General features: G+C 55.3%; 33 protein-coding genes. 11 read left to right on the top strand and 22 right to left on the bottom strand.

Annotation, left to right across the window (positions count from 1 at the left end; translation table 11 throughout):
- Nucleotides 1-15: 15 nt before the first annotated feature.
- The 10 genes from GRI62_RS11850 to GRI62_RS11805 all read right to left on the bottom strand — a co-directional run bounded on the left by GRI62_RS11850 (nt 16) and on the right by GRI62_RS11805 (nt 8331).
- The gene (locus GRI62_RS11850; protein ID WP_131453529.1) at nt 16-363 is read right to left on the bottom strand and encodes a hypothetical protein; all 348 of its coding nucleotides are present in this window, start codon (nt 361-363) and stop codon (nt 16-18) included.
- A gap of 63 nt (nt 364-426) precedes the next feature.
- Nucleotides 427-735 carry a hypothetical protein gene (locus tag GRI62_RS11845; RefSeq protein WP_131453528.1) on the bottom strand — a complete coding sequence of 103 codons (309 nt, stop codon included), beginning with the start codon at nt 733-735 and terminating at the stop codon, nt 427-429.
- Entirely contained in the window at nt 732-1073 is a 342-nt protein-coding gene (locus GRI62_RS11840; RefSeq protein WP_131453527.1) for a hypothetical protein, read from the bottom strand. The genes GRI62_RS11845 and GRI62_RS11840 overlap by 4 nt, the downstream gene beginning before the upstream one ends.
- 1 nt (nt 1074) lies before the next feature.
- A complete protein-coding gene (locus GRI62_RS11835) occupies nt 1075-1554 on the bottom strand; it encodes a DnaT-like ssDNA-binding protein (RefSeq protein WP_131453526.1) in 480 nt (159 codons plus the stop codon).
- A gap of 69 nt (nt 1555-1623) precedes the next feature.
- A complete protein-coding gene (locus tag GRI62_RS11830; protein ID WP_131453525.1) occupies nt 1624-2541 on the bottom strand; it encodes a hypothetical protein in 918 nt (305 codons plus the stop codon).
- 123 nt (nt 2542-2664) lie between these two features.
- Nucleotides 2665-3306 carry a hypothetical protein gene (locus GRI62_RS11825; RefSeq protein ID WP_131453524.1) on the bottom strand — a complete coding sequence of 214 codons (642 nt, stop codon included), beginning with the start codon at nt 3304-3306 and terminating at the stop codon, nt 2665-2667.
- A 94-nt stretch (nt 3307-3400) separates the two neighbouring features.
- Nucleotides 3401-3571: a hypothetical protein gene (locus GRI62_RS11820; RefSeq protein WP_160731876.1), complete on the bottom strand. Its 171-nt coding sequence runs from the start codon at nt 3569-3571 to the stop codon at nt 3401-3403.
- A gap of 19 nt (nt 3572-3590) precedes the next feature.
- The gene (locus tag GRI62_RS11815) at nt 3591-5624 is read right to left on the bottom strand and encodes a minor capsid protein (protein ID WP_131453522.1); all 2034 of its coding nucleotides are present in this window, start codon (nt 5622-5624) and stop codon (nt 3591-3593) included.
- Nucleotides 5625-5631: 7 nt separating this feature from the next.
- Nucleotides 5632-6969 (bottom strand): DUF4055 domain-containing protein, encoded by a 1338-nt coding sequence (locus GRI62_RS11810; protein ID WP_131453521.1) that lies wholly within the window; start codon nt 6967-6969, stop codon nt 5632-5634.
- Between the two features lie 18 nt (nt 6970-6987).
- Nucleotides 6988-8331, bottom strand: a complete 1344-nt coding sequence (locus GRI62_RS11805; RefSeq protein WP_160731875.1) for a phage terminase large subunit — start codon at nt 8329-8331, stop codon at nt 6988-6990.
- A gap of 156 nt (nt 8332-8487) precedes the next feature.
- Between GRI62_RS11805 and GRI62_RS11800 the strand changes: the two genes are divergently transcribed.
- From GRI62_RS11800 to GRI62_RS11790, 3 genes are read left to right on the top strand one after another with little or no spacing between them, the layout of a single operon-like run.
- On the top strand, nt 8488-8859 hold the full coding sequence (locus GRI62_RS11800; RefSeq protein WP_131453519.1) for a winged helix-turn-helix domain-containing protein: 372 nt from the start codon (nt 8488-8490) through the stop codon (nt 8857-8859).
- Nucleotides 8859-9071 (top strand): hypothetical protein, encoded by a 213-nt coding sequence (locus GRI62_RS11795; protein ID WP_234027449.1) that lies wholly within the window; start codon nt 8859-8861, stop codon nt 9069-9071. Before GRI62_RS11800 ends, GRI62_RS11795 begins: the two co-directional genes overlap by 1 nt.
- Nucleotides 9055-9414, top strand: coding sequence for a hypothetical protein (locus GRI62_RS11790; protein ID WP_131453517.1), 360 nt, complete (start codon nt 9055-9057; stop codon nt 9412-9414). Before GRI62_RS11795 ends, GRI62_RS11790 begins: the two co-directional genes overlap by 17 nt.
- 52 nt (nt 9415-9466) lie before the next feature.
- Here the strand turns inward: GRI62_RS11790 and GRI62_RS11785 are convergent, their stop codons facing one another.
- Genes GRI62_RS11785 through GRI62_RS11775 form a run of 3 tightly spaced genes read right to left on the bottom strand, consistent with a single transcriptional unit; the run spans nt 9467 to nt 10544 of the window.
- Complete coding sequence (locus GRI62_RS11785) at nt 9467-9904, bottom strand: hypothetical protein (RefSeq protein WP_131453516.1); 438 nt, start codon at nt 9902-9904, stop codon at nt 9467-9469.
- A gap of 53 nt (nt 9905-9957) precedes the next feature.
- Entirely contained in the window at nt 9958-10116 is a 159-nt protein-coding gene (locus GRI62_RS11780) for a hypothetical protein (RefSeq protein ID WP_160731874.1), read from the bottom strand.
- On the bottom strand, nt 10113-10544 hold the full coding sequence (locus GRI62_RS11775; RefSeq protein ID WP_131453515.1) for a D-Ala-D-Ala carboxypeptidase family metallohydrolase: 432 nt from the start codon (nt 10542-10544) through the stop codon (nt 10113-10115). The genes GRI62_RS11780 and GRI62_RS11775 overlap by 4 nt, the downstream gene beginning before the upstream one ends.
- A 42-nt stretch (nt 10545-10586) precedes the next feature.
- Here GRI62_RS11775 and GRI62_RS11770 point away from each other — a divergent pair, with 42 nt between their 5' ends.
- Nucleotides 10587-10841: an ArsR family transcriptional regulator gene (locus GRI62_RS11770; protein ID WP_131453514.1), complete on the top strand. Its 255-nt coding sequence runs from the start codon at nt 10587-10589 to the stop codon at nt 10839-10841.
- Here the strand turns inward: GRI62_RS11770 and GRI62_RS11765 are convergent.
- From GRI62_RS11765 to GRI62_RS11730, 8 genes are all read right to left on the bottom strand, one after another.
- Nucleotides 10838-11131, bottom strand: coding sequence for a hypothetical protein (locus GRI62_RS11765; protein ID WP_131453513.1), 294 nt, complete (start codon nt 11129-11131; stop codon nt 10838-10840). The genes GRI62_RS11770 and GRI62_RS11765 overlap by 4 nt on opposite strands.
- Nucleotides 11131-12147: a hypothetical protein gene (locus GRI62_RS11760; protein WP_199799937.1), complete on the bottom strand. Its 1017-nt coding sequence runs from the start codon at nt 12145-12147 to the stop codon at nt 11131-11133. The genes GRI62_RS11765 and GRI62_RS11760 overlap by 1 nt, the downstream gene beginning before the upstream one ends.
- The gene (locus GRI62_RS11755) at nt 12147-12500 is read right to left on the bottom strand and encodes a hypothetical protein (protein ID WP_131453512.1); all 354 of its coding nucleotides are present in this window, start codon (nt 12498-12500) and stop codon (nt 12147-12149) included. The genes GRI62_RS11760 and GRI62_RS11755 overlap by 1 nt, the downstream gene beginning before the upstream one ends.
- 7 nt (nt 12501-12507) lie before the next feature.
- Nucleotides 12508-12843: a hypothetical protein gene (locus tag GRI62_RS11750; RefSeq protein ID WP_131453511.1), complete on the bottom strand. Its 336-nt coding sequence runs from the start codon at nt 12841-12843 to the stop codon at nt 12508-12510.
- A 5-nt stretch (nt 12844-12848) separates the two neighbouring features.
- Entirely contained in the window at nt 12849-13082 is a 234-nt protein-coding gene (locus GRI62_RS11745) for a hypothetical protein (protein WP_131453510.1), read from the bottom strand.
- Between the two features lie 339 nt (nt 13083-13421).
- Nucleotides 13422-13976 (bottom strand): hypothetical protein, encoded by a 555-nt coding sequence (locus GRI62_RS11740; protein WP_131453509.1) that lies wholly within the window; start codon nt 13974-13976, stop codon nt 13422-13424.
- A 221-nt stretch (nt 13977-14197) separates the two neighbouring features.
- Complete coding sequence (locus GRI62_RS11735) at nt 14198-14863, bottom strand: hypothetical protein (RefSeq protein WP_131453508.1); 666 nt, start codon at nt 14861-14863, stop codon at nt 14198-14200.
- 377 nt (nt 14864-15240) lie between these two features.
- Complete coding sequence (locus tag GRI62_RS11730; RefSeq protein ID WP_160731873.1) at nt 15241-15408, bottom strand: hypothetical protein; 168 nt, start codon at nt 15406-15408, stop codon at nt 15241-15243.
- A 618-nt stretch (nt 15409-16026) separates the two neighbouring features.
- On the opposite strand from GRI62_RS11730, the gene GRI62_RS11725 reads away from it, so the two are divergent.
- From GRI62_RS11725 to GRI62_RS11700, 7 genes are read left to right on the top strand one after another with little or no spacing between them, the layout of a single operon-like run.
- The gene (locus GRI62_RS11725) at nt 16027-18798 is read left to right on the top strand and encodes a hypothetical protein (protein ID WP_131453507.1); all 2772 of its coding nucleotides are present in this window, start codon (nt 16027-16029) and stop codon (nt 18796-18798) included.
- A 17-nt stretch (nt 18799-18815) separates the two neighbouring features.
- On the top strand, nt 18816-20015 hold the full coding sequence (locus GRI62_RS11720; protein WP_131453506.1) for an ATP-dependent DNA helicase: 1200 nt from the start codon (nt 18816-18818) through the stop codon (nt 20013-20015).
- Between the two features lie 3 nt (nt 20016-20018).
- Nucleotides 20019-20243, top strand: a complete 225-nt coding sequence (locus GRI62_RS11715; protein WP_131453505.1) for a hypothetical protein — start codon at nt 20019-20021, stop codon at nt 20241-20243.
- On the top strand, nt 20243-20623 hold the full coding sequence (locus GRI62_RS11710) for a hypothetical protein (protein ID WP_131453504.1): 381 nt from the start codon (nt 20243-20245) through the stop codon (nt 20621-20623). The genes GRI62_RS11715 and GRI62_RS11710 overlap by 1 nt, the downstream gene beginning before the upstream one ends.
- A 38-nt stretch (nt 20624-20661) precedes the next feature.
- Nucleotides 20662-20796 (top strand): hypothetical protein, encoded by a 135-nt coding sequence (locus tag GRI62_RS14640; RefSeq protein ID WP_267901983.1) that lies wholly within the window; start codon nt 20662-20664, stop codon nt 20794-20796.
- Nucleotides 20786-21130 (top strand): hypothetical protein, encoded by a 345-nt coding sequence (locus GRI62_RS11705; protein WP_131453503.1) that lies wholly within the window; start codon nt 20786-20788, stop codon nt 21128-21130. Before GRI62_RS14640 ends, GRI62_RS11705 begins: the two co-directional genes overlap by 11 nt.
- On the top strand, nt 21127-21381 hold the full coding sequence (locus GRI62_RS11700) for a hypothetical protein (protein ID WP_131453502.1): 255 nt from the start codon (nt 21127-21129) through the stop codon (nt 21379-21381). The genes GRI62_RS11705 and GRI62_RS11700 overlap by 4 nt, the downstream gene beginning before the upstream one ends.
- Nucleotides 21382-21702: 321 nt before the next feature.
- Here GRI62_RS11700 and GRI62_RS11695 read toward each other — a convergent pair whose 3' ends face one another.
- A complete protein-coding gene (locus tag GRI62_RS11695; RefSeq protein WP_131453501.1) occupies nt 21703-22221 on the bottom strand; it encodes a hypothetical protein in 519 nt (172 codons plus the stop codon).
- Nucleotides 22222-22266 lie beyond the last annotated feature (45 nt).

The raw sequence follows: 22266 nt of genomic DNA, 5'->3' as shown, positions 1-22266 counted from the left end.
CGGAAATGGTTGATCTCAGGAATAGCGGCGTCTTGCTTCCCACGGGATGGACGCGGTCACCATCATGTAACCGTCATCGATCGAAGGTTCGCGGCCATAATCGGGCAAACGGCACCTGATCGCGTAATCGTCGAGAATGGCATGGCTGAAGATCGCGCCGAAACGATCGAGCAATTCATCACCATCGGCGGTGCCCGTCTGTTCGGGCACGAAAACCTGAAGCCATACGCGCCCCTGTTGAATATAGAGGCCTGACTGTGACGAGCCCGCGTCGTGGAATGATGCGCCAGCGGTGATCGAGAAACGGCACCAAAGCGTGTTTTCGGGCACGTCAATGGCGGGCTGGTTATCGAAGAGCGTCAACGGCCCTTCCCAGTTTTCGACAAAGTGTGCGGTTAGTTTCTGGCGATCACGTTGGAGCATGATCTATTTAGTGAATTTGTCGATCGCGGCCTCGACGAAACCAGCGGGCGATTGCTTCGAATGTCCATTATTGAGCGCGTTGATATATTCGACGTTGTTGAAGATGACGGGTGCGTCACCGTTCTCGTCAACGTCCCAACCATTGCGTGCGATGCCATTCTTGCGCGGTGTGCCAACGGGCGGTTCTTTCTTCAATTCCTTGACGATGTTGTGCGCTGTCTTGAGCGCTTCATCTTTTGCAAGCTGTTCATTCTCTTCCAACTCTTCGTCGAGTGAGAAAGTGATGTCGCTGACGTCGATCGTAATCCTCACTTTGCCACGCCCTTCCACAAGATCGCGGTGCCATGCGGTGCCGTCGTCTTGACCGTGCCGATCGTAACGGTGGTGGTGCCGATGGTGATGACGTCACCCGCCTTGATCGCGACGTTCACGGTAACGGCGGTTTTCTCGACGATCGCGCCTCGATCGTTCTCGACCTCGATCGTGCCCAGCACCGCGCGACAAGGAATGGTTGCAGAGGTCGTGACGGTCTTGCCGACGATCGGGTCATACGTCGCCGCACCGCTGGTGCGGGTGATCGTCGCATCGGTGAATTTGTCTGAATTGACGAAGCGATCCTTGAGCGCTTCCATTCGATCGAGGAAGGCCATCTTAGCGCATCCTGATGTTGCTGAAGCCGCCGCCTCGGCGAACGGCCATCTTGCCCAGTGTGCGCGTGACTTGCGGGTAAGGGTCGCTGACGGGCACGGGTGCGGCGTAAGTGGTCGAGGATTCACCGACACCCTCAAGCTTTTCGGTGGTCGAGATAACCGTTGGGGAAGGTGTTGCGAGTGGATCGTCTGTCAGGAATTTCTCGGCCAACATGATCGTGGCTTTGACGATGCGCGCGTCGAGAATGTCAGGGTTTGAAATTCGCGGGTGTTCTAGTGCCTGAAATTCTGTGGCGGGCACCGAGACGTAAATGTAATTCGCGTCGAGATAATCGGTGGCGCGCACAAGGGCGGCAGTCTTTGCAGATTCGGCTGCGTCAGCCCACGCTTGATTGTTGCGCAATTTGTGGAACGCGTCAGCGGTGACGATATCGGCGTATGAGTTGGCGTCGATCGCGCCGAGGGTGGTGATGATCATCATCTATTTAGTCAGATACGAAAAGGGCGGCAGGTTGCCCCGCCGCCCCAAATCGTTTTCGCTTTTTGCCTATTAGGCGAGGTGCGAGATCGCGCGGAAACCAACCATCTCGGCGTCAACCGCGAGTTCCCAAGCCGAGGCCGCTTCAAGGTTCGCGTTGGTCGGCGCGACATTGGTGGCCTTGTAGCTGAAGCCCTGCGGGTGCACGACGTAAGAGCGACGGCTGTGCAGGATGTCGCCACCCTGACCGTTGCCACCGTTGGCGACACGCTCGACTTCGAACGGCACTTCGCCAGCAATCACGCCTTCACCGAACGCAATCGCGCCCGAACGCGCAACGATCGTGGTGTCGTCACCAAAAGCCTTGGAAGTGATCAGCTTGTAGCCGCCCCAAGTGTCGATCTTGATGCCGTTGTCGCTGGCACGAACGAACGTGTTGGCCGAATTCATCTTCATCATCTTGGCCTTGGTCGCGGGCGAGACGATCAGGACATCGAAGAGGTCCATGTATTCGCCAGCCTCGACGGTGGCGTCGATGATCAGGTCGGTGTCAAAAGCGGCAGTGCCGTCGCCAACCGTCAGTGACGGTGCAGCGGCCAGAGCGCCAACCATTGCCGAGGTAGCGGTCAACTCAAACTGACGAGCCCAGTAAGCCGCGATGCCAGCCTGAATGCCGCCCTTGACGTCATATTGCGTGACCATGCGGGTGAGGTCGCTGGTGCCCCAACCATAGTTGCGATCGAGACGGATGGCGTTGAATTCGTCAGCCGTCAGCTTGCCGTATGCGCCCTGAACCGAGAGGTCATCAGACGCGGTGTTGGCCTCATCAGCGGCCAGCGGGTTGATAAAGGCGAGGCCCTGCTTGCGCGAACCGCCAGACACGACGGCGTCAACTTCAGGTGCACGAGCGACGAGGCCGCTGTTGATCAGCGGGTTGTATTCGGGAAGAAGTGCGTTGACGAGGTTACCAAGAACCTTTTCGTTGGGCACCAGATCAGAAATTCTAGTCATTATGTAATTCTCCAGTTTGGACAAAAACGAGCCCAAACTTGGAGCCCGTGCGCGCCCAAATGCGCGCACGGTTATTTATTCAGTGTCTTGTTTTGCTTGATCTCAGACCTTCATGTCGGGTTGACCGATGTTATCCATCCACGAATTGAACGCGGCAGGGTTTTCATTTGCCATCTTCATGGCCTCGGCCCACTCGGCAGAGTTTGACGGTGCCGCGCGGCTTGCCGTGGTCGAGGTCGAGCCGACTGCGCCGCCGCCGCTGGTTTGCGGTGCTAGAATGTAGTGCTTCCCTTCGTCGCTGGTGGCGAAGGTCTTGATGTATTCCGCGATCGGCTGATCACCGATGAAAGCTTCACCATCAGTCACCTTGGCCTGAGCCTTCCACGCCATCGCCAACATCGGGCGGAAAGCGGGTGCAACGTTGTGAGTGGCGAGATCGCTGGTGATGACGTTGTCGATCAGGAACGTGTCGCGCGCGGCCTCGGCCTTTTCAGCGCGTTCGGTAAGCGTCTTGATCGCCTTTTCATGCGATGCCTTGACGCGATCGATGTCGCCAGACGCTTCAGCGTTCTTCGCCTCAGCCTCTTCAGCGGCGTCTTTTGCCGCCTTCTTGTCAGCGATTAGTTGGGTGTTCTTGTCCTTGAGGCCCTTGATCGCGGCCTCGTGGGCGGCGTTGGCCTTTTCCATGGCGGCTTCGATCGCTTCGTTGATCTTCGCGGCCAATTCTTCTTCAGTAATTTCCATGTTCCCCGTCCTTCCTAAAATTAGAGGGTGCGCCCAAGGCGCGGTTGTTTTGCTGGCCTAACCAGCCCTCTATTTAGTCAGACGAGTGAATTGATCAGTCTGTCAGCACGATATCGCCGCGATAGTCGGGATCGTTGACGATCAACGTGATGATCTCGTAAATGCCCGTTGTCGCCTCAAACCACTCTTCAAGCGGCAACTCGCTCAACAGACGGCTGATTTCCATTTCATCGTTGCGATCGAGATCGACGCCTTTCTTGCGCACTATCTCAAGTGCTTTCTGTTCACTGTCCACGAGCAATCCTTTCAATCAATTCAATCAAGTCGACATCGACCAAGTCTTCGCGGCCCATCATGTAAAGGGCGAAGGATTCGGCAAACCATTCTTTGCTGTTCGTCATTGCGTATGACGTTGGCGCATTCTTTTTCAGGTCGCCTGAGCGAACCTTGGCATTATACAACGCTTGCAACTCGATCTCGATCGGCGGCAAACCAACGTCGCGGCGGTATCCCGTGCGCTTGTATTCCTGATGAATGGTGTGTGCGGTCTCGTGATACATGACGACACGCGCCTTATCGATGTCGCTGAAATAATGTTGCGAACCGCTTGGGCGGTCTTTCACGTCATCGCCAACCTTCCACGTCGAGACTGGGCGATTTGTGATCGCGCGATTGATCGACGCTTGCTTTGCTTGTTTGTTGATGGCCCTGCGCTCTTTCTCAAAACGCTTTGCGATCTCAGTCACCACGGCGCGACGGCGCTGGAATTCCTCGTAATCACCAAGCGCGTCATTCATCGCCTTCACCGCGACGCCATGCTCAGCGCGAAGGGCTTCGATCTTGGCGGTGTCGATCGCGGCATCAGCACGGCGTCCAACCTTGGCGGCATATCCATTGAAGATGGTCGGATTGATCGCAAGAACACCGTCGCCCATGCTGGCCGAGGCATTGGCACCAGCGCCACCATGCAAGCCCCTAAGACGCGGCACGTTGAACCGATCGGTGATCGCATCGATCTCAGGCATGATCGCCGCGATCATGCTGACGGTCTCGTCATCAAAGTTGGCCGAGAAATTGACCTTACCAAGCTTGTTATGGTTGCCCCGAAATTCGTTCACCTTGAACCGATTGGTCTTATGCGCCGCTTCGATCGCTGGGCGAAGCGCCTTTTGTAAGGCCAGCCTCGATTGCACCTCGATCGTCTCGGCGGTGACGTTGGGATTGCGCGGGTTGAACGGTGCCAAGGCGGCGGGCAAGACCTCGTCAATCTCGATCTCGCTGATCACGTCGCCAACAGGCTGAAGGCGGCGCAATTCGCTCAGCGGTATGACTTCGCGGTTGTTTCTGATGAAGTCGCGAAGGCTGTATTTGCCATCACGCCACAACTGCGCACGTGTCTTGCCGAGAATTTGATTTTGAACGGCTTCGCCACGATCGGCCATCCACTTTTCGAAAGTAGGATCGTCATCTTGTGGCCGCTTGGTGATCTTGGCTTCACCGTCGCGCTCAAGCTGATCGGGATCGATACCGTAAGCGTCGAGGTCTGTGACGGCGGTAATGGTCGAGCGGCAGTTGATATGGCGGGCGGGCGTGGGCCCTTGCCCGATCGGGAAGATGCGCTTGTCTAGTGCGGCGCAAATGGGCGTCGTCTTGCTGTCGAGGATGGCGTTGAACATCCATGCTTTGATGACACGCTGGTTGCGCTTGAACGCTTCCATCTGAGCGTGATTAGAGATCGAGGTGATCGAGGTGCGAACGATGGCGCTGGCCGATCGCTTGGACATGCCGATCGCTTCCTTGCGCACTTCGCGAACGATCTTTTCCAAGCCCTTGCCCGTGGCCATGCCATCGCGAATGGCCTCTTCGATACGGTTCATCGTGCCAGCCTCGGCACCCTTGAAGAAACTGGCCAAGAGTTTGCCCTGAATGGGGCGATCAGTGACGATCGAGGCCAGACGGGTTGGGCTGGCAAGTGCGGCCTGAGCCCTGATGCCCGTGGCGTTGCTAACGGCCTTGGCGGCGAATTCCATTTCCTCTTCAGCAAGGTCGATCAGGTTCGCCTTCAGCCGATCGTGCGCGACACCATACACGTCAGCGTTTATCGCGCTGATCTCTTCGAAAAGCTGGTTTAGGCGACGCGTGGTCGCTGGGCCGAGGTCGTTGCCGCGTTCATCGATATCCGCCAAGCGCTGGCCGATTTGCTGGGCAACCTTGCGCTCAAGCCGATCGAGCAATTTCTGAATCTCTTCATCAACGCCGTTCGCATACCGTAGGCGGTAAATGGCATGGCGGATTTGAAGATCGCGTAATGTCGTCACCGCCTATTTAGGCGAGATCGTCATCAATCGGCGGGTCGATGACTGTGTTCTCCAATTCGACCTGATGCTGATCGAAATCAACGTCGCCGCTGATGATCTCGCCCTTCTGAAGGTTGATGAACAACTGTCGATCGGAAAGCTTGCCAGCCTGATTAAGCGCCACCAGTTGCTGCAACACTTGCGGGTCAACGGTCGAAGGAATGAAATCGACGTTCAACGCGATCATCGTTCGATCGTTTTCTAAGCCCAGCCATGTCGCGATGAAGCGCAACACCGCCGTCAGCTTGGTCGATATATGGTGCGCGTGGGATGCAAGGATCGAGTTTTCTGACGCTTCGCGGCGCTGGGCCGTCTCAGCGGCCTCGGCGGGTGCTTGTTCGGCCATCAATAGGCGAAGACCCTGTTCGGCCATGCTCTTCACCAGACGGTCAAGTTGACGCTCGATCGCAACGATGCCCGTGCCTTTGAATTCGTTATATTCCACCTTCGTGTCCTTGTCGCTGAAGCGCCACGCGATCGCGGGGTCGTGATCAAGCGCGACGTCATCAGGTAGGCCGACGATCGTTAGGCGAGGTTTGGCGCACCACTTCAGCGCCGTCGCCAACTCGGCGGCTGTCAGGTAGTGCGTCACGTTGGTGTTCACGATATCGGAAAATGCGGCGTGATCTTCACCATCGGCTAGATGTACAAAAGGAATCGATGTCAGCGGCTTGCCGTTCACGGTCGGCTGCGACTTCGTTTCGGTGATCCTGCCACCGTCCTTGGTGTGCACGGTGATGGTGTAAACTCCGTTCTCAAGAGTCAGTTCGCGGAAAGTCTTTTCATCATCCTTCAGCACGACACGGCTGATCTTCTTGCGCCCACCAATAACGGAAGTTTGCACCGACAAGATCATTTCAGCGGTGTAGCGCGATGCGAAGGGGCGAAGATCGAGCGCCAAGGCGGCGGCAAGACTGAGCCCATCGGGCATGACAGGGTGATCGATCAGGATGCCGCCGTCGTTGGTGACGCTGTATTCGCGAAGCGCCCACTTGGCCAAGGTCGTGATGTCGCTGCCATCGGCTTCGATGACGTTGCAGAGGTCTTTAATCGGGCCGTCTGGTGAGATCGTCGCGGGCTTACGAAAGACGAGACCGACGTGACTGGCCAAGGTGCGGGCGGCTGCGGGCTTGTATTCAACCATCGCTAAGTGCGCCAGATATTCGGGCCCTTCCATTGCGCCAACGAGCGGCAGGTATTCCGTGCGGGCGGTTTTGACCGCGTCAGTGCCACTGGTGTGGTCGCGGTTGCGCTTCCAAAGTGGGAGCTTTACGGCGCGCTTTTCGTCATAGGTGTCGATCATCATCTATTTAGGCGATCGGCTTCACCAGAAATGTTTGACCCGCTCCATCTTGGCGGTGTTGTTTCTTACATCGGTGAAGAGGATGGCGTTGAACCCGTGCACGAGGGCGTCGAGACGATCGGGCGAACCTTTGCGTCGACGATCAAAACCAGTCTCGAAAGACAACAGTTGGTTTTCCAATTCAGGGAACGTGCCGCAATGGTGGATGCGACGCTGACGGTAAGCGGTGCTGGTAGATTCCGCCCTGATCTCTTTCGATCGTGACGCGTTGATCAACTCGACGGGCACGTTCGGGTTGGCGGTGCGAAGGGTGTGTTGCACCATGTCGCCGCCTTGGTTTTTCTCGGCAACAACCTTGTCTGCCTTCCAGCGATCGTAAGCCTCACACGCCTTGGTTGCCCACTGATGCGGCGTGTAGACACCTGACACGTCTTCCAAGACATAACCGTGCTGTTGATCGTCGATGCCGACAACGATGATACCCGTTTCGTCTGAGCCTTCCTTGGCGGTGACGGCAGGATCGACGGCAACCACGACGCGCACGAGATCGGTGCAATCGTCGGCACCAAATCGTTGTGGCAAACGGCAAGCCGCGATGTCTTCGCCGCTGAAGAGCGGGTTATCGACCTCGTCATACCATTCGCCGTTAACCATCTGTTGATGTTCGCGGGCGTCATAATCCATACCGTCGAGGTAGCCGTCAGACAGGTTCGCCAAGTTGTGCTCAGCGTTCATCTTGATCTCGGCGAACGTCTCAGGGTTTTTGAGCGGGTTGCCTGTGATCGGGTGAAGGTCTTCCTTGAATACCTTGTATGTCCAATGTCGTTTGCTGGGCGGGTTACAATCGAGGAAAAGCTTGGGCACCATCGGTTTGCCAGCTTCGTCAAATAGACGTTGGCGAAGACGGCCTTTTACGCGCTGCACCACGCGATACGTGTCGATGTTTTGGCACTCGCTGATGAACGCCGTGCCAAAGTCCGCACCTAGGATTTTGGCGATCGAGGCATTGTCATCCAACCCTGCGAACCTGATCGATGAACCGTTGTCGAATCGCACCGTCATCGGGTCGCGTGTGATCATTCCCTTTTGATCGAGCGCCGCCCACGCCGTGCCCTGTGACGCTTCCATCATCATATTGAGCGTTTCAGGGAATGTTGCGTTGAAGAGCATGTCGCGCGCTTCGACTGATGTTGCGCGAAAACAAATCAGCCGAGAATTGGCATAAGTCAGCGCGCGGATAATCATCTGACTACAGACGAACACGGTTTTACCCGAACCCGTGCCGCCGCGAAAAAGAACGGTCGTCAGATTAGGATCAAGGGCAAGTTTCTCAGCTTCAAGCTGAATCGGGTTATAGATAAGCACCCGATATTTAGCCAAAAGGCTTGATCAAACGTCGCTGATAAAAGGTAGTATGGTGAAAATGGCGACGTGATCAGCGAGGCCCACCCTCTTGCGCGCCTGATCGCTTAGGATATCTTGATCGTCAGTTGGCGGGTTCAATCTAGTTAAAGAGGTATAGTGATGTTCAAGAGTTTTGAGCGGCAATATGAAGCGATCGGGAAGGCGATGGCATCGGGTAAGCCGATGTCGCGCACTGAGATCGCGAAGATCGTCAGCGATCGTGTTGCCAAGCGGTCGACCATCGCGTCACGGCTGAAGGAAATGGCCGAGGCGGGTAAGGTGACGATCGATCGCGACAAGAACCGTTTGGTTTACAAGCTGGCCGATGCGCCGCGCGTGGCACCAGTGCAGACGATCAACCCTAATGGTGATGGCGATCTTTGCGAGCAACTTTCGGCGATGGTCGATCAGGCGAGGGCGCACCGTGCCCAGCTTATGGCCGAGGTCGAGCGTATCGACGCAACTCTTGCACCGTTTGGTGGTGCCTGATGTCTTACGCGCTTGTGAAAGAGCCCGCCAAGATCGTTTGGCAGGAAGGCGACTGGGCGATCGTTTCGGTCGAGTGTAGTCAAGGCCGCTGCCGTTGGACGGCGTTGGAATTGAGCCATAAGGGCAAGGACGGTTGGGGGATGCCCGAATTTATCCCGCCCAAGAATGTAGCTGACAAGTGGAAGGAAATGAACGGTGAAGATGATTTTTAGGGCGGCGCTGGCTGCGATGGTGCTGACGGGCTGCGATGCCGCCGCCCCGAACGTTTACGAAATGCCTATCCCGTCGAGTGATGACAGTGCGGCGATGATCGAGATTCGCGACGGGCTTGAGCCCGATGATCGCGGTACGTGGTCTGAATTGATGATGGCCAACGTGAACCCGCTATCGAAGGGCATTCGATCGGCCACGGTTGGCGAGGCGATTGAGAAATACCGTGCAAGGAAGGATTGCATGGCCTCCAACTCGCTTGAAGGCATCGACATCACCACGGAAATGGAGCGGTATAACGCCACCGTGGCGGCGTATAACGCTTGTCTCGAAATGCCTTACTGACACGAAAAAGGGGAAGGCCCGGGCCTTCCCCTCGATCGTTCTCGTCTCAGTCTTATTTCTTGGCCTTTTCAGCCATCTTCGCCTGATGCGCCGCACGCCTTTCTGGCGACCAACCAGCCCGCTTGGTCTTGGGCTTGTCCGTATCATCATCAAAGGCGGCTGTGATGGTATCGTCGAGATCGCCAGCCTTCGCGGCCTTCAATGCGCCTTGGTAAAAGTCTAGCGCCTTTTCACGCGGCACCACTAAGTGCGTCTGGCCATTGAACGGGATAAGCTGCCGCCCGCTGCGAATGCTGACGCGGGCGTGTGTGCCCTTCATTTTATACCAGCCCCTCGGCGGGTTCTCTTCGCCAGCCTTCAGTTGCTTGATCGTGGCGTCGATGCCCTCGATCGTCTTGTTGCGACGTTCGGCCACAACATCCTTGGACTTGGCACCCGCCGAGCGCCAAGCGGCATCAGGGTCTTTCTCAGCAAACTTCAAGAAATCCATCGTCTGTTCTCCATCATGGTCGATGGTGAACGGCGATGATCTCGTTTGATCAGTTAGTCAACAATCGCGCCGCGAAGCTTCATCCGAACGTATTGCGCGTTTGGACATTCGCTTTCTTCCAAGAGCGTCAGCGCCATCATGTAAGCGTCGCCGTCGATGGTGACGGTTGCGGGCGCGGTGTCGTTCTCGATCGTCTCTTCAAAAATGTTCATAGTAGGCCTTTCGTGTAGACGGTGCGCCCGTTGATCTTGCGAGCGGTGAGGGTTTCCCCGCGAAGGCGTGTCGAATAGCTGACGTGCACCCAACCAGTGGGCGGGAATTCCAAGATCACCTGATCGAACGGCAGGTTGTCACGAATGAAGATCGCAACGTCACGATCGGCAACACCGTTGATGCTGATGTCAGCGGCTTGGCCGAATACGTGCTGAGACGTCTTCGCGCCGCCGATACGGGCGTTAAGGGTTGGGCTGCGATAACCACTCGACACGGTGACTGGGCCGAAATGTTCGCGAAGAGGGTCAAGGATGTTCTCGACCAAAGCTTCAAGGTTCTTACGCACTTGTGCCGAGGGACGGTTGTTAATGCCAAACCGTGTGGCAGACTGTGAACGACACAACTCTTCAAAGGTGAAATACTTCATCTTGGTATTTAAGACAAAGCGGTGAACTATTGCGATAATTAAATGATGATCACCGATATTGAGAAACTTGCCCGTTTGACGCCTGAAGCGTGGGATAAACTCTTGCGCGAAGTGAATGCGAACCCGCCTTCGCCACGAAAGCTGATTATCGTTTGGAAAAAGCGCGAAGGTGCTGGCGACAAGCGCTCGACCGTGATCGCGCTGTTGCGCGAGGGCAAGCTGAAGCAATGTGAGATTGCCGAGGCCGCTGGTGTGTCTGTCAGCTATGTCAGTAAGGTGAAAGCGGGCGTTCGTTAACAGTTAGGTTGCTGACGGTTCTCGATCGCTTCCTTGGCGCACTTATAGAGCCCCAACAGTGCGTCGTAGCGGGTGCGAAGGGAGTTGTAGCGCGCATCATCGTTAATGCCTTCCTCGACCAATTCAGCGAGCGTCGTGGCACGAGAGGGCGGCAAGGGTTGGGCGGGCTGATCGAGGTTCGCGGGAAGATCGGGCAAGCTGACTGGTGCAGCTTCGCCAAGATCGGGTGCTGGCGTGGTTGCACAGGCCGATAGTGCAAGGGCAAGGGTGAGGGTGATCGCGGCGCGCATCAGTAATCCGTTTCCAGATAAACGCCGCTGCAATCGTATGCGCAGGCGGCAGCGGTGCCACCGTTGTTCATGTGGTTGCGAACGGTGAGACCCAGTGTTGCGGCGGGTATGTTGGCGATCGCTTCGTATTCAACCGCTGCCCGTGTGCTTTCATTCACAAGGCGCACGTGGAAACGGTCGCCGTCGGCTCCGCAGTAGATGATCAGCGTTAGAAGAGCGCTGGTATCGATCACGAAATCGGGGCCGAGATCGACTTTCGTGGCAACGCCAGCCGCGCTGTTGTGATAAATCTGCCAATTGGTATCAGTGCTTTGATCGAAACCAACACCTACCATGTTCAAGAGTGCAGTAGGCGAGGTTAGCGCGGAAAAGGCGGCGGTAGTGGCGGACATGCCAAAGAATGCGCGTGACAATTCAGGCACGGCGAAAAGGCTGAAACGATTGGTATAGGTGAAACCGACGAGGGTGCGGAACGCCACAGCGGTGGCCGCGCGTTCATCAGCCGTGGCGTTGGCCGTGGCCGCACTGGTGACACGCCAGCGGCGCGCAATCGTCGAAAGGTTTGTTGCCGCCAAGGCAGGCGTCGAAGCGGTGCCCACGAGGGTGCGGGGGATGCCCACGGTGTTGACGGTGGTAGAGGTGGACGGTGCCCAGAAAGACACGCGATTTAGGCCCATATGGGCTTGCACGGGGAAGTCGCGACCATTCGGGCGCTGAAACTCGGGCCAGTCTGCACCAGCGCGACGGCGCGCATAGAAACTCAGGCCAGTGGTGGGCGCGTCTGGCCGCGTGGCGTTCGTTTCCAACAACAGGTTGCCAGACGGCCCAACCGCCAACTTGGCAGCGCCAGCCAAGAGGCCAGCGGCGTTATACTGAAGGCTATCGAACGGCCCTGACGCCAAGCCATTGCCTGACGGGCCCGTGGCACCTTGGTTGCTGTATTCGACGATGTAGCCGTCGGGTGTGCCACTGGTGACTTCAACCGTTCCGTTGGTCTGTGTGATCGTGATCGCCATTAGCCCGCGACCTCGTCAGGTGTGCCGACGTAACCCGATCGATTGATCGTACCCGCCCATAGCACCTCGTAAATGTCTTCCTGCGATCGGCGTTCATCCACAAACACGAATGCACAAGGCGCTGTGCCCAACGTGATGATTTGTGTGCGCTCAAGCGTCAGGATTAGACCAAGCGGATCGGCAGGATCAGGCAAAAGCTGTTCGCGAATGGGGACGCCATCAACTTCGAAAAAGATCGGGCGCGCGCTGATGTCGATTTGATCACCGTTCTCCAAACGAAGCTTGAACGGCAGGATAAGAGAACCGCGACCATGAACGGTAATCGATGATGCGGTGATCGTGTGGTTGGCCATGATGTATTTAGCGTGTGCGCGCCCTGTTGCGCGCCTCGATCACCGTTTCGGGAATGGTGCAATTGTCACGGATTTCCTTGATAGCGTCGAGCGCCTGATCACGCTCTTGGCTGATCTCGTCTAACCTGATCGTCACCTCGTGGCCGACACCCTCGGCACGGTCCTTGAGGGCGGTTTCTAGCTGACGGTTTAGGCGATCGTTCTCAGTGACCTGTTGACGGTATTGCGCCGCCACCTGCGCCTTACCAGCGTCGAACGCATCGTTCTTGATGTCGTTGACGAGCAAGATCACGCCCACCATAGCGGCGATGATCAAGAGGATATGCGGCAGGTAACGTTGCATCGTGGTTATTTAGTCAGAGTGACTGTTTGGCCGTCGTCTTCGATATTGTAGCCCAACAAAGACACCGCGTTGATTAAGCGTTCGTGTTCTTTGTAAAAGCGCTCAATGGTTTCTTCCAATTCCCGCACGATCCCACCGATTTCCACTCGGCGATATCCGCCACTGCCGTTGCCCATCATTGGATCGCGAACATATACGTCACTCGTGAACGGGCTTGGGTTTAAATGATTATCACTCATGTTTATCGTCTCCTTATTCCTCACCGTCTATTTAGATTGTAGGGACGAAAACGATGCCGCGTCATTATTTGCTGTAAAATAGGGCGAGGTTTCCGCTGGATTGTAGAGGCTTTTTTGAAAGTGTTTCTGGCAAAATTGGCCTACCCGCCGTCGCTGAGAAAAAGGGGTATATACCCGCCGCCCCCTCGACCTTCCCCTCGATCGTCGGCCCTGATGATCCCCTCGACCGTGGCCTCGACGATGCTGGAAACGGTGCCCGCTGACTATTAGTCAGCCGTTCGGTGTGACATTATCCAGCAATAACAATGGCTTAGGGATTTTTTGGACTAAAGATCGGACTTAATCGTCTTCAAAATCGTCGAATTCGTCACTGTCTGAGCCCGAAAGTCGACCCTGATCATCGGTGGCGATCGTGGTCGTGACGGTTGTGGTCGGTGTCATGCCCGAGCGATTGATCGAAAGGGTGAGAGTCGTCTGATTGACCTCGACTTTGTCACCGAATACTTGCTGATTAAGGTGTTTTGCCCACTTCCAGCAAGACGCTGAGATCGCTTTGTCTCTTTCAACGCTTCCCGTGGTGAAACCTTCAACGCCCATTAGGGCGGCGTGACCGTATTCAGCGATCATCCATGCGCCGATTGCTCTTGCCTCGTGTAGTTGCTTAGCAAATTCAGGATTGGTGGCCGCGCGGCTGGCCAGTGCACCCTTGCTGACGCCTAGCTTGGCCGTCACCTCGGCCATCATGCGCCCGCACCTGATCATTTCAAGCGCATCCTCGACCTGTTCGGGCGTCAGGTGTTTGTAACCGCCACGCTTGCCATCGTTGGCCAGTCTGTATTCGCGCTTGGCCTCCAATTCGGCGTTGGCCGAGGCCTTGGCGATGGTCTTGGACATGGCACGGCGGGCACTCTTGGGCTGTTTAGGTTTCGTCATGCAACTATTTAGCGAGAATGGCGCGGGTTCCTGCCGCCCGTGGCCGTAACCTATATGGTTAATTTCGCCACGGTTCGGGGCTCAAACCATTGAACAAAAAAGCCCCGATCAATGATCGAGGCTCTTATTAAACCGCACTTGGTTCGGAGAGGACTGAGTAAGTTGCTTGGACGGCAATCTATTTAGACAATCTTCACGCTGACGATCTTCAACGTCACCGCGCGATCGGTGTAGACGCCGTGTGCAAGGCCAAAGTTGCCACCGAACACTAGGCCGAACCTTTCGGCGCGCTTTAGCGCCTCGTAAAAGCTGGGCAGATTCTGTCCCCAAACGTTGATCCAACGATCTTGTGAGAGTGGTAAGGTGATCGTGTGCCGCCCGATCGTCATGGGTGTCCTGCCGCCCAGCCCATACCAGCGATCAGCGTTCTCCATGTCCTCGGGAAGATTGACATACCAGTTGACGTTGTCGACGCGAAAGAACGGCGTCATCGTCGCATCGGCCACGTCATTCTCTTTCTGGAAAAACTGGGCATCTTCATCACCCTCGATCTCGACCACGATCTCGATCGTCTTCCCTGCCGCCAACTGGCCGACGATGGCGGGAACGTCAGTCGTCAATTCGTTGACGTGGCCGTCAGCCCGCTTGGGGATGGTGAAGCCCTTGGCGACATCGATCTCGCTAAAGGGCATTCCCTTCGATCGCGTCTCACCCTTGATGATCGGCCCGAAACGCCAACCATCAGCGTCTTCATAGATCATCTGAGCGATCTTTTCCTTGAAGAACAACTTGTAATAGACGGTGGCGATGATCGCGGCCAGCACGATGACGATGATGTAATCGGACAAGTTTCACCTCACACAAATCTGAAAAAAGTGGGCCCGATCATCATGCGCAATAATCGGGCCCTAGTTGATGGTGCGACCAATCTGGAAGGCACACCGAGAGATCGCGGCAGATGGAACCCAACCGCACAACTATTTAGTCAGGAGCGTGAATTTCCTGCCATATCCAAATTTGCAAAAATTATGCACGGTGATTTGATCGGAAAAAGTGGGCCGCGACACTAGGATGGATACACGTCGCGGCCCAAAGGTGCGATGCGATGAATCTGGGAAGTCTTCATCGCATCGAGGAAGGGCAAGACTTACCCAACCCGTTCCTCTTATTACGGTCTTATCGCGACGATATTCAACGCCCAAATTTGCAAAAATTATGCACGTCATCAGACTTCGCGAAGATCGGGCACGTCATCGATCACGGTTGTGGCGACCATCGCAATAATGAAGCTGGTGCAATAATCGGCCTCGTCTTCGTTCCTGATGAAAGGTCCGATCGCTTTTGCGATCGCTGCCATGCGTTTGTGATCGTATTCGACGGTGATTTTCTTCATCAGGTATTTAGTGAAACGTCGTGCAAAACGTCAGAGGCGTCTGGATGGCCGATTTTAGGGCCCTAGAACGCTTCGAAAGGGCTTCAGGGTATGCGCGTAGCCGAGCGGGTCGCCTTCGCAATCCTACCCCCCTTAAACGGCCACCTACGGCATAAATGGGACGCGGGCGTTCCTCAAGTCATTCAGCGGCCCGCCGCCCTCATTATCTTTAAGCGACTTGAGGTCTCTTTGAACCGATAACTAAAACACCCAAAAAGGTACACGTAAGGGACACACTATTATAATAATAAAGTAGACGAATCCCTTACGTGTACCTTTTTCCGTAACCCGTTGTTTTCCTTGACGAATAAATCCCGTTTTTCCGAGGCAAGACTTGAATGCCAGATGAACGAGGCCAAGTCATACCACTAATTATCAAGCCGACTATTGGTAACGAAGGCCATCATGCAAAAATTATGCACGGTTGCTTTTAATATTGCGCGCGGAATTGACGCTAGAGCATAAATAGATGGTCGGTGGCCTTTAGGGGTCATGTCCTACTGGGTTGAGCGGTGTTGTTCCTTCGCCGCAAACCATTGCCACCGACATTCCAATTCTAAAGGAACGTCGAAAGGGACAATGCACCAATTCTCCATCAAGACTACGCGGCAAATCCTGTCCGCAATCGAGGGCAAGACGTCTGAATTCGTCTCGGCCTTCATCATTCCGCATCTGCATTCGGCTGACTATTACATCAGCCTTCAGAATGAGAAAAAGACCACGCGCAACGATCGGCACACGCTGATGGCGATGGCTGATCCTCACTATCTCGACAACATGGCGTTCTTCACAAATCCGCTGTTGAACGTCGATTTCGAGACTGACGAAGAACTTTTCCGCAACGTCAACAAGCGCGTCGTCATCGCGCCGATCGTCATCTTGACCTTTGAATTTGACGTTGATGATGTCGAATTCGTTGAGGCTCAGATGGCGTGGGCCCGTGGGAAGCGCGACGCTTGCCGCCACCATGCCTTTTACCAGTTGTGCCGCGACCGCTTCCACGATCTCAGGGGCATGGCCGTCAATTTCAGCGGCCAGAAATCCTTTCACTATCATTTCGCCTTCAGCACCGATCACGTCGGTATTCGCGACTTTCCCCTCGACGGTTACAAGCGGGCATGGTCGAAGCTGGAAACGGTTTTCGCCGAGTTCTTCGACCTCGCAACGCTCAAGGTTGCGCCTGATCCTGCCTTGAAAAACGCGGGCAACTATCGTCGCCTTCCCAACGGTCTTCGCATTCTCGACAAGCCCAACGTTTTCGGCATCGAAGGTGAGTGCAAGCAATTCGTGATCTTTGAACGCGTCAGCGAGCGCGCCGCCCGCAACATCGACACCGCCCTCTTGGTTGATGACATGTTCGCCCGCCCGCTGGTGAAGGCGACGCGTTCCTCGACCTCGTCACCAGTCGTGCTGTCGCAAATCGAAACCGATGAACAAGACTACATCGATGAACGTATGCGCCATCACTTTCCTGAAGGCGAGTATCCCGAATTCGCAGGTTTTGTGACCGAGGATGGCCAGACGGTCGCCATGTTCCGCAACCATCCCGCCGATGGCCAGCCAAATTCCCGAATGACGATGGATTTTGGGACGGTGCAAATCAGGGGTAGCGATCCCCTCGATTGCAAACGCGGCACCCGTCGCTTGCCTCTTCCCCTAGGCGACATGATCGAGAAATGGCGCAACGAAGTCGCCCTGATGAATGCTGTTGATCGCAATCGATCGCCTGTCGAAGAAAGCTTTTCGCTTGCCGCCACTGATTACCAGACGGCGTCAGCCGCGATTGGTGACATCGTCGCACAAGCTTGCACGGTGAAGGGTATTGCACACACAACAACCCTGATCAGCGCACCTGAAGGTGTGTCGAAGACACGATCGCTGATGCACAACTTGCCTGACATCATTGCTCAGCACGAGATCGAGGCCCGCCACCACACCGCCACCATGTTTGCATTCGCGACGTATGAAGCGGCGCAAGAGAAAGCGGCAGAACTCGAAAACATGAATCACCCGCTACTCAAACCAATCCTGATCAAGAGTTTTTCCAAGCTTTATGAGGAATGGGCCGAGGCCAACAAGGAACCGATGATCGGCTTCGAAGCGGCTGACGCGGGCAACTATGAAACCGTATTATCGGCAATCCGCGATCGCCACCCGCAAGCCCTACAATACATGGAAGATTACAACCTTAACCTATGGCGCGGCGTTCGCCCGCCGCAACGCGCGGTTTTCTTCACCGTCCATGCCGTTGCCCAAGTCTGGCATCACAAGTGCGTCACGCGTCTTATCGCTTCACCGCTGTACATCGATGGCCGTGTCGAAGCCGCGTTTGCCGACAACTACGTTCGCTTGCTTGTCCATGACGAGGTTGGGCCCGATGACTTGATCGAGATGCACCATGGGCACCTGATCGAATTCGTCGATAGTTTCCGCCCTTCCTATGACGAGACGTTGAGCGATATCGAGAATTATCGCGCCTTCAACCGCTTTATCAAACACAATGCGGTTCCGAAAAAGGATAACGGTCGTCAACTCGACTACAGTGACGCCAAGGTGTTGCTCAATTTCAAGGCAACAGACGCGGTCGAGATCGTCGACCATCAAGAGTATGGCGAATTTCAAAACGAGCCGTTTTATCGCGATGAAATCGGTCGCAAATGGTCATGGTGCAAGACCGATTGGATTGGCCGCGCCCGTAACACGGTCCTGCTAACCGCCGAGCGCCTGCCTTGCCATATAGCGCGCTGGCGTGGCGATATCGAAGTCATTGAACTCGACACACCGCTGATCGATTTCAAACCAACCACGCTAAAATCTGTCCGCATATCGGCGAAGACGATCGGCAAATACGCTCAGGAATTGCAAAAGCTGGGCAAGGTTGACCTCGTGTCCAACTCGATCAGCGATCTCAAGAATTCGCGATCTCACTTGGCCGCGAAGGGTCTCAACTCATACATGGGCAAGCCCGTCCACTCGATTTTTCACGTCTTCCACCCTGCGATATGGTCGCACCTTGAAGGGCTCAACGCGATCATGGGACGAAACGATTGCGTTCGTCTGCGCCACCTTGACGAGATCAACCAGACGATCGGGCGCAACATGGGCTTCAGGTATCGCGATGGTGCCAGTCACACCGCGCATCTGAATTCCCGCCTATTCGAAGCGGTTCGCCCGCTGATCTTGAGCGATCGATATCCGTTCACGATCGATGGCGTGCCGCAAACGGCGCGGCGGCGCAAATACATCAAGCGCAAGGTGGCTGAAACCATCGCACAAACCATTAACCAACCACACCAATCTTTGTCTCACCTCACTGGAAGTGAGGATTTAGTTTGGGGCGATGAAGAGTGAAGAAAGGAACAACAACAATGAAACTGACATCATCACAAGAAAGAGAAACTGACAAGGTAGTTGCCGCCATTCGCAAGGACGGAGTGGGCATCCTGACTGGTGCCGCTGGCACTGGAAAGACCACGGTAGCGCGATCGGCGATCACCAAGCTTGGCCTCACCACTGCCGACATCGTTCTTTGCGCCGTCACACACAAGGCGAAGAATGTCATCGCCGATGCCTTCCCCAAAGACACGCAAATCTCGACCATTTGCGCGCTGGTGAAGGAAATGGTGAAGATCAACCGCGACGAGACGCTTGAGGGCAAGCGTTATGCGCTGGCCAAGATGACGGCTGAGCGTCGGCCCACGGCCACCAACATGCTGGAATTGGAAAGGGCGGCGCGCAAATACAACGCGCTTCAGACGGTGTTCTTTCGCGCCCGCGACAACCTCAATCACCTCGATCGCAAGCCCAGCCTCGTGGTGGTCGATGAAGCGTCGATGGTTGGCATTGAAGACGCCCGCTTGCTGCGCCGCCTCGGCGTGAAGCTGCTGGTGCTTGGCGATCCCAACCAAATCGGGCCCGTCAACGATGAAATGGGTTTCGACCTCAAAAACGCCCACGGCCATCTAACCAAAATCATGCGAACGGATCGACGCGGCATCATCGATCTTTCGCAAGCACTCTTGCGCGGCCAGTCGATCAAAGGTCCATTCGAAGACGTCGCTTATAACCAGTATGACGCCAAGGACGCGGCGATCGAGGTCGTCAGAGGCGATGCCGTATATCTCGTTTATACGAACCCTCGGCGGCAAGAGATCAATGCTCAGATGCGCGCCGCCCTCCGCATGTCACCCTTCACCATTTACGCTGGCGAAAAGCTGATGATCACCAAGCCGCACGGCGACGCGCGCAATGGTGACGAGTTCTTTGTCACCGAAACCGTCAATTTCGACGAAACGACAACCGCCATCACCGTCGCAACATCAGTAGGTCCGATGGTGATCTCACTGATCGACATTCTCGGCAGTCATTTGAATGAATCTCAAAAGGTGCACGTGGCCGCACCCGTGGCATCGTTCACGTATGCGCTGACGACGCACAAGTCGCAGGGTTCGGCGTGGAACAAGGTTTACGTCGATATCGGCAACATTCGCCGATCACCTGAATACAAGAACCTTGCTTACACCGCTGTCACGCGCGCTCGAAAGAGTGTGGTGCTAATTGGAGCCTGAACCATGAACGATTTCATCACACACCTTGCCAAGCATCTTGGCTTTCAACCGTCAGACGCGATCACCCTTCACTTCGATCTCTTCGAAAGTTTCACCACGTTCATTGAAGACGATCAGGTCTTCCTCGTGGTGAAACTGCGATCAGAATACGAGGTCGCCGAGGAAGCCATAAGAGAGGCGATCGAGGCTTACGGCGCAACGCCGATCTTCAGAAAGGAAACACACTAATGAACACCTTCACCCGAACCCTTGCCCGCGCCCTCAACACAACGCCAGCGGGTGCACGAGAATTCGCCGATCGCGTCTTTAACTATCGCTCGACCAACACCGATGCCGATGGTGAGGAATACCACTTCGTTCGCCTGTCGTCCTTCGAATTCCTTGATCTTCGCCCGTTCCTGACAACGGCTTTCAACGGCGCGATCACGATCTTCCCGCCCACGATGAAAGCGGCCCGCTACGAGAAAGCGATCGATCAGATGAAGTCTGAGACGGCGACGCCACTCGATCAGCAAACCGCCATGATGACGATCAACGGCATCGTCGCTGGGCTGTCGAGGATCGAGGCTGCGAAACCTTTTTGGCGTCAGCACCACGAGTGGTTTTGAGCCCGCCCGAAAATTTACATGAAAGGATAAATACAAACATGACAGACAACAGATTGTGTGAGGCAATCGATCGCTTTGATCGAGGTGTCGAAGAATGGCTCAAGCGCCACGAAATGCGCGTCGAAGGACGCGGCCTAACCCTTGGTGAGATCATGGGTGACGATGCCGATTAAGGTTTCATCTGCTAAAAGTAAGGGCAGAAGGTTGCAGCAAGCGGCCCGCGACGCAATCCTTGCGGCCTTCCCTGATCTTGAGGAAGGTGACGTCAGGTCATGCGCAATGGGCAGTCAAGGGGAAGACCTGCAACTGTCGCCAGCGGCGGCGCGCGCCTTCCCCTTCAGCGTCGAGTGCAAGGCGAAGGCCAAAGGCTTCACTGTCCTTTACGATGCACTCGGCCAAGCCGCTGGGCAAAACGATCGCACACCGCTGGCCGTGGTCAAACAAGATCGCCGCAAGCCGCTGGTAGTGATCGACCTCGACGATTTTCTCAAGCTGGTGCGACGTTGACGCTGATCGAGCATTATCGAGCCGACATCGCACCGCTGAAATCCGTCGAGCGAAAGCGTAGGCGGATGCACTGGCATCACGCGGCTAAGAAAATGCTTATCATGTACAGCTTGACTGCCGACCCCTTACCCGAACCCTACACACGCGACGGCATCACCACGTTGCCCTTCATGCCGTTCTTCCATCGTTTCAGCCCTGAAGAATTCGTCGAGTTGTATCGCATCAGCCGCCCCAAATATCGCCAGCCCTAAGGGGCGAATGAGGAAGGGCACCACACCCTTCCCCAGACGAGCGCCGCACCTGCAACCCACCACGGCGGGATTGCCGATCGACACCGATATTTAGGAAACGATCAAGCTGATCGTTTTGGGTTCGAAAAGGTGGTAAGGTCCAAAATTAGGTCCAAAATGGGCTTAAGTCATTGTTCTATATCAGGCGACCGATCACTTTTAATCAGCGGGTCACAGGTTCGAATCCTGTCGGGCTCACCAATCGAATCAATGGTTTAGGTAAACCGAACTGATTTATATTCCTGCCTAACAACCACCCCACAACCACGCGATTGGCCCAGATCAGGTTTGCGGCTTATACAGCTTGGTATGCAAGCTGAGCGACGGATCTCGCTTTCGACAGTCGGCTAGGGTCAAGGCTCCCCAATTGATCGATGATTGGTAAAGGAACCCAATCAGGTAGATCGGAGGTACGCCATTGCGATGAGAATATAGTAGTTGCTTGGAGAACCTACTCAAATACTGCTTAAATCGCATCGCTTCGAAATGCGGATCGATTGCTCTCAATCCCCAGTAGAATTGGTTCTCCTGGTAGCTTGGTTGAGATATAACTATTTTCGAGTGACGTAGAATCGCTTTTATCACGCTGGCTCCGCCCGGCCGCGAAATTGTCCGCCTGATGAGTGCGTATGATTCGCGTTTGAAATAGCTGTCACCCTTCTCGAATACCTTCTGATCCGGTTGTTCCCTGCGCCATTTAACCTCCGCTCGGATTAATGCTGCGATCTCGTCGAACTCGATCTGTACCTGACCACCTTTGAGTGGCCGAGTCGGACGATCGCGTGGGGTAGTACGTGCCATTGCGCTAGAACTTATACCAAGGGAGCTAACTTTTAAAGGTTAGTT

This window comes from Aurantiacibacter arachoides (assembly GCF_009827335.1).
In the GTDB taxonomy this organism is placed as follows: domain Bacteria; phylum Pseudomonadota; class Alphaproteobacteria; order Sphingomonadales; family Sphingomonadaceae; genus Alteraurantiacibacter; species Alteraurantiacibacter arachoides.
Note: the sequence above shows the minus strand (reverse complement) of the source record. Positions and strands in the feature narration are given on the sequence as shown.

What these genes read in the sequence shown, in the direction of transcription:
- GRI62_RS11840 (WP_131453527.1), bottom strand. Translation starts at nt 1,073, where the DNA reads ATGGCCTTCCTCGATCGAATGGAAGCGCTCAAGGATCGCTTCGTCAAT.
- GRI62_RS11835 (WP_131453526.1), bottom strand. Translation starts at nt 1,554, where the DNA reads ATGATGATCATCACCACCCTCGGCGCGATCGACGCCAACTCATACGCC.
- GRI62_RS11825 (WP_131453524.1), bottom strand. Translation starts at nt 3,306, where the DNA reads ATGGAAATTACTGAAGAAGAATTGGCCGCGAAGATCAACGAAGCGATC.
- GRI62_RS11810 (WP_131453521.1), bottom strand. Translation starts at nt 6,969, where the DNA reads ATGATGATCGACACCTATGACGAAAAGCGCGCCGTAAAGCTCCCACTT.
- GRI62_RS11795 (WP_234027449.1), top strand. Translation starts at nt 8,859, where the DNA reads ATGTCTTACGCGCTTGTGAAAGAGCCCGCCAAGATCGTTTGGCAGGAA.
- GRI62_RS11785 (WP_131453516.1), bottom strand. Translation starts at nt 9,904, where the DNA reads ATGGATTTCTTGAAGTTTGCTGAGAAAGACCCTGATGCCGCTTGGCGC.
- GRI62_RS11780 (WP_160731874.1), bottom strand. Translation starts at nt 10,116, where the DNA reads ATGAACATTTTTGAAGAGACGATCGAGAACGACACCGCGCCCGCAACC.
- GRI62_RS11775 (WP_131453515.1), bottom strand. Translation starts at nt 10,544, where the DNA reads ATGAAGTATTTCACCTTTGAAGAGTTGTGTCGTTCACAGTCTGCCACA.
- GRI62_RS11770 (WP_131453514.1), top strand. Translation starts at nt 10,587, where the DNA reads ATGATGATCACCGATATTGAGAAACTTGCCCGTTTGACGCCTGAAGCG.
- GRI62_RS11765 (WP_131453513.1), bottom strand. Translation starts at nt 11,131, where the DNA reads ATGCGCGCCGCGATCACCCTCACCCTTGCCCTTGCACTATCGGCCTGT.
- GRI62_RS11760 (WP_199799937.1), bottom strand. Translation starts at nt 12,147, where the DNA reads ATGGCGATCACGATCACACAGACCAACGGAACGGTTGAAGTCACCAGT.
- GRI62_RS11755 (WP_131453512.1), bottom strand. Translation starts at nt 12,500, where the DNA reads ATGGCCAACCACACGATCACCGCATCATCGATTACCGTTCATGGTCGC.
- GRI62_RS11750 (WP_131453511.1), bottom strand. Translation starts at nt 12,843, where the DNA reads ATGCAACGTTACCTGCCGCATATCCTCTTGATCATCGCCGCTATGGTG.
- GRI62_RS11745 (WP_131453510.1), bottom strand. Translation starts at nt 13,082, where the DNA reads ATGAGTGATAATCATTTAAACCCAAGCCCGTTCACGAGTGACGTATAT.
- GRI62_RS11740 (WP_131453509.1), bottom strand. Translation starts at nt 13,976, where the DNA reads ATGTCCAAGACCATCGCCAAGGCCTCGGCCAACGCCGAATTGGAGGCC.
- GRI62_RS11730 (WP_160731873.1), bottom strand. Translation starts at nt 15,408, where the DNA reads ATGAAGAAAATCACCGTCGAATACGATCACAAACGCATGGCAGCGATC.
- GRI62_RS11725 (WP_131453507.1), top strand. Translation starts at nt 16,027, where the DNA reads ATGCACCAATTCTCCATCAAGACTACGCGGCAAATCCTGTCCGCAATC.
- GRI62_RS11720 (WP_131453506.1), top strand. Translation starts at nt 18,816, where the DNA reads ATGAAACTGACATCATCACAAGAAAGAGAAACTGACAAGGTAGTTGCC.
- GRI62_RS11715 (WP_131453505.1), top strand. Translation starts at nt 20,019, where the DNA reads ATGAACGATTTCATCACACACCTTGCCAAGCATCTTGGCTTTCAACCG.
- GRI62_RS11710 (WP_131453504.1), top strand. Translation starts at nt 20,243, where the DNA reads ATGAACACCTTCACCCGAACCCTTGCCCGCGCCCTCAACACAACGCCA.
- GRI62_RS14640 (WP_267901983.1), top strand. Translation starts at nt 20,662, where the DNA reads ATGACAGACAACAGATTGTGTGAGGCAATCGATCGCTTTGATCGAGGT.
- GRI62_RS11705 (WP_131453503.1), top strand. Translation starts at nt 20,786, where the DNA reads ATGCCGATTAAGGTTTCATCTGCTAAAAGTAAGGGCAGAAGGTTGCAG.
- GRI62_RS11695 (WP_131453501.1), bottom strand. Translation starts at nt 22,221, where the DNA reads ATGGCACGTACTACCCCACGCGATCGTCCGACTCGGCCACTCAAAGGT.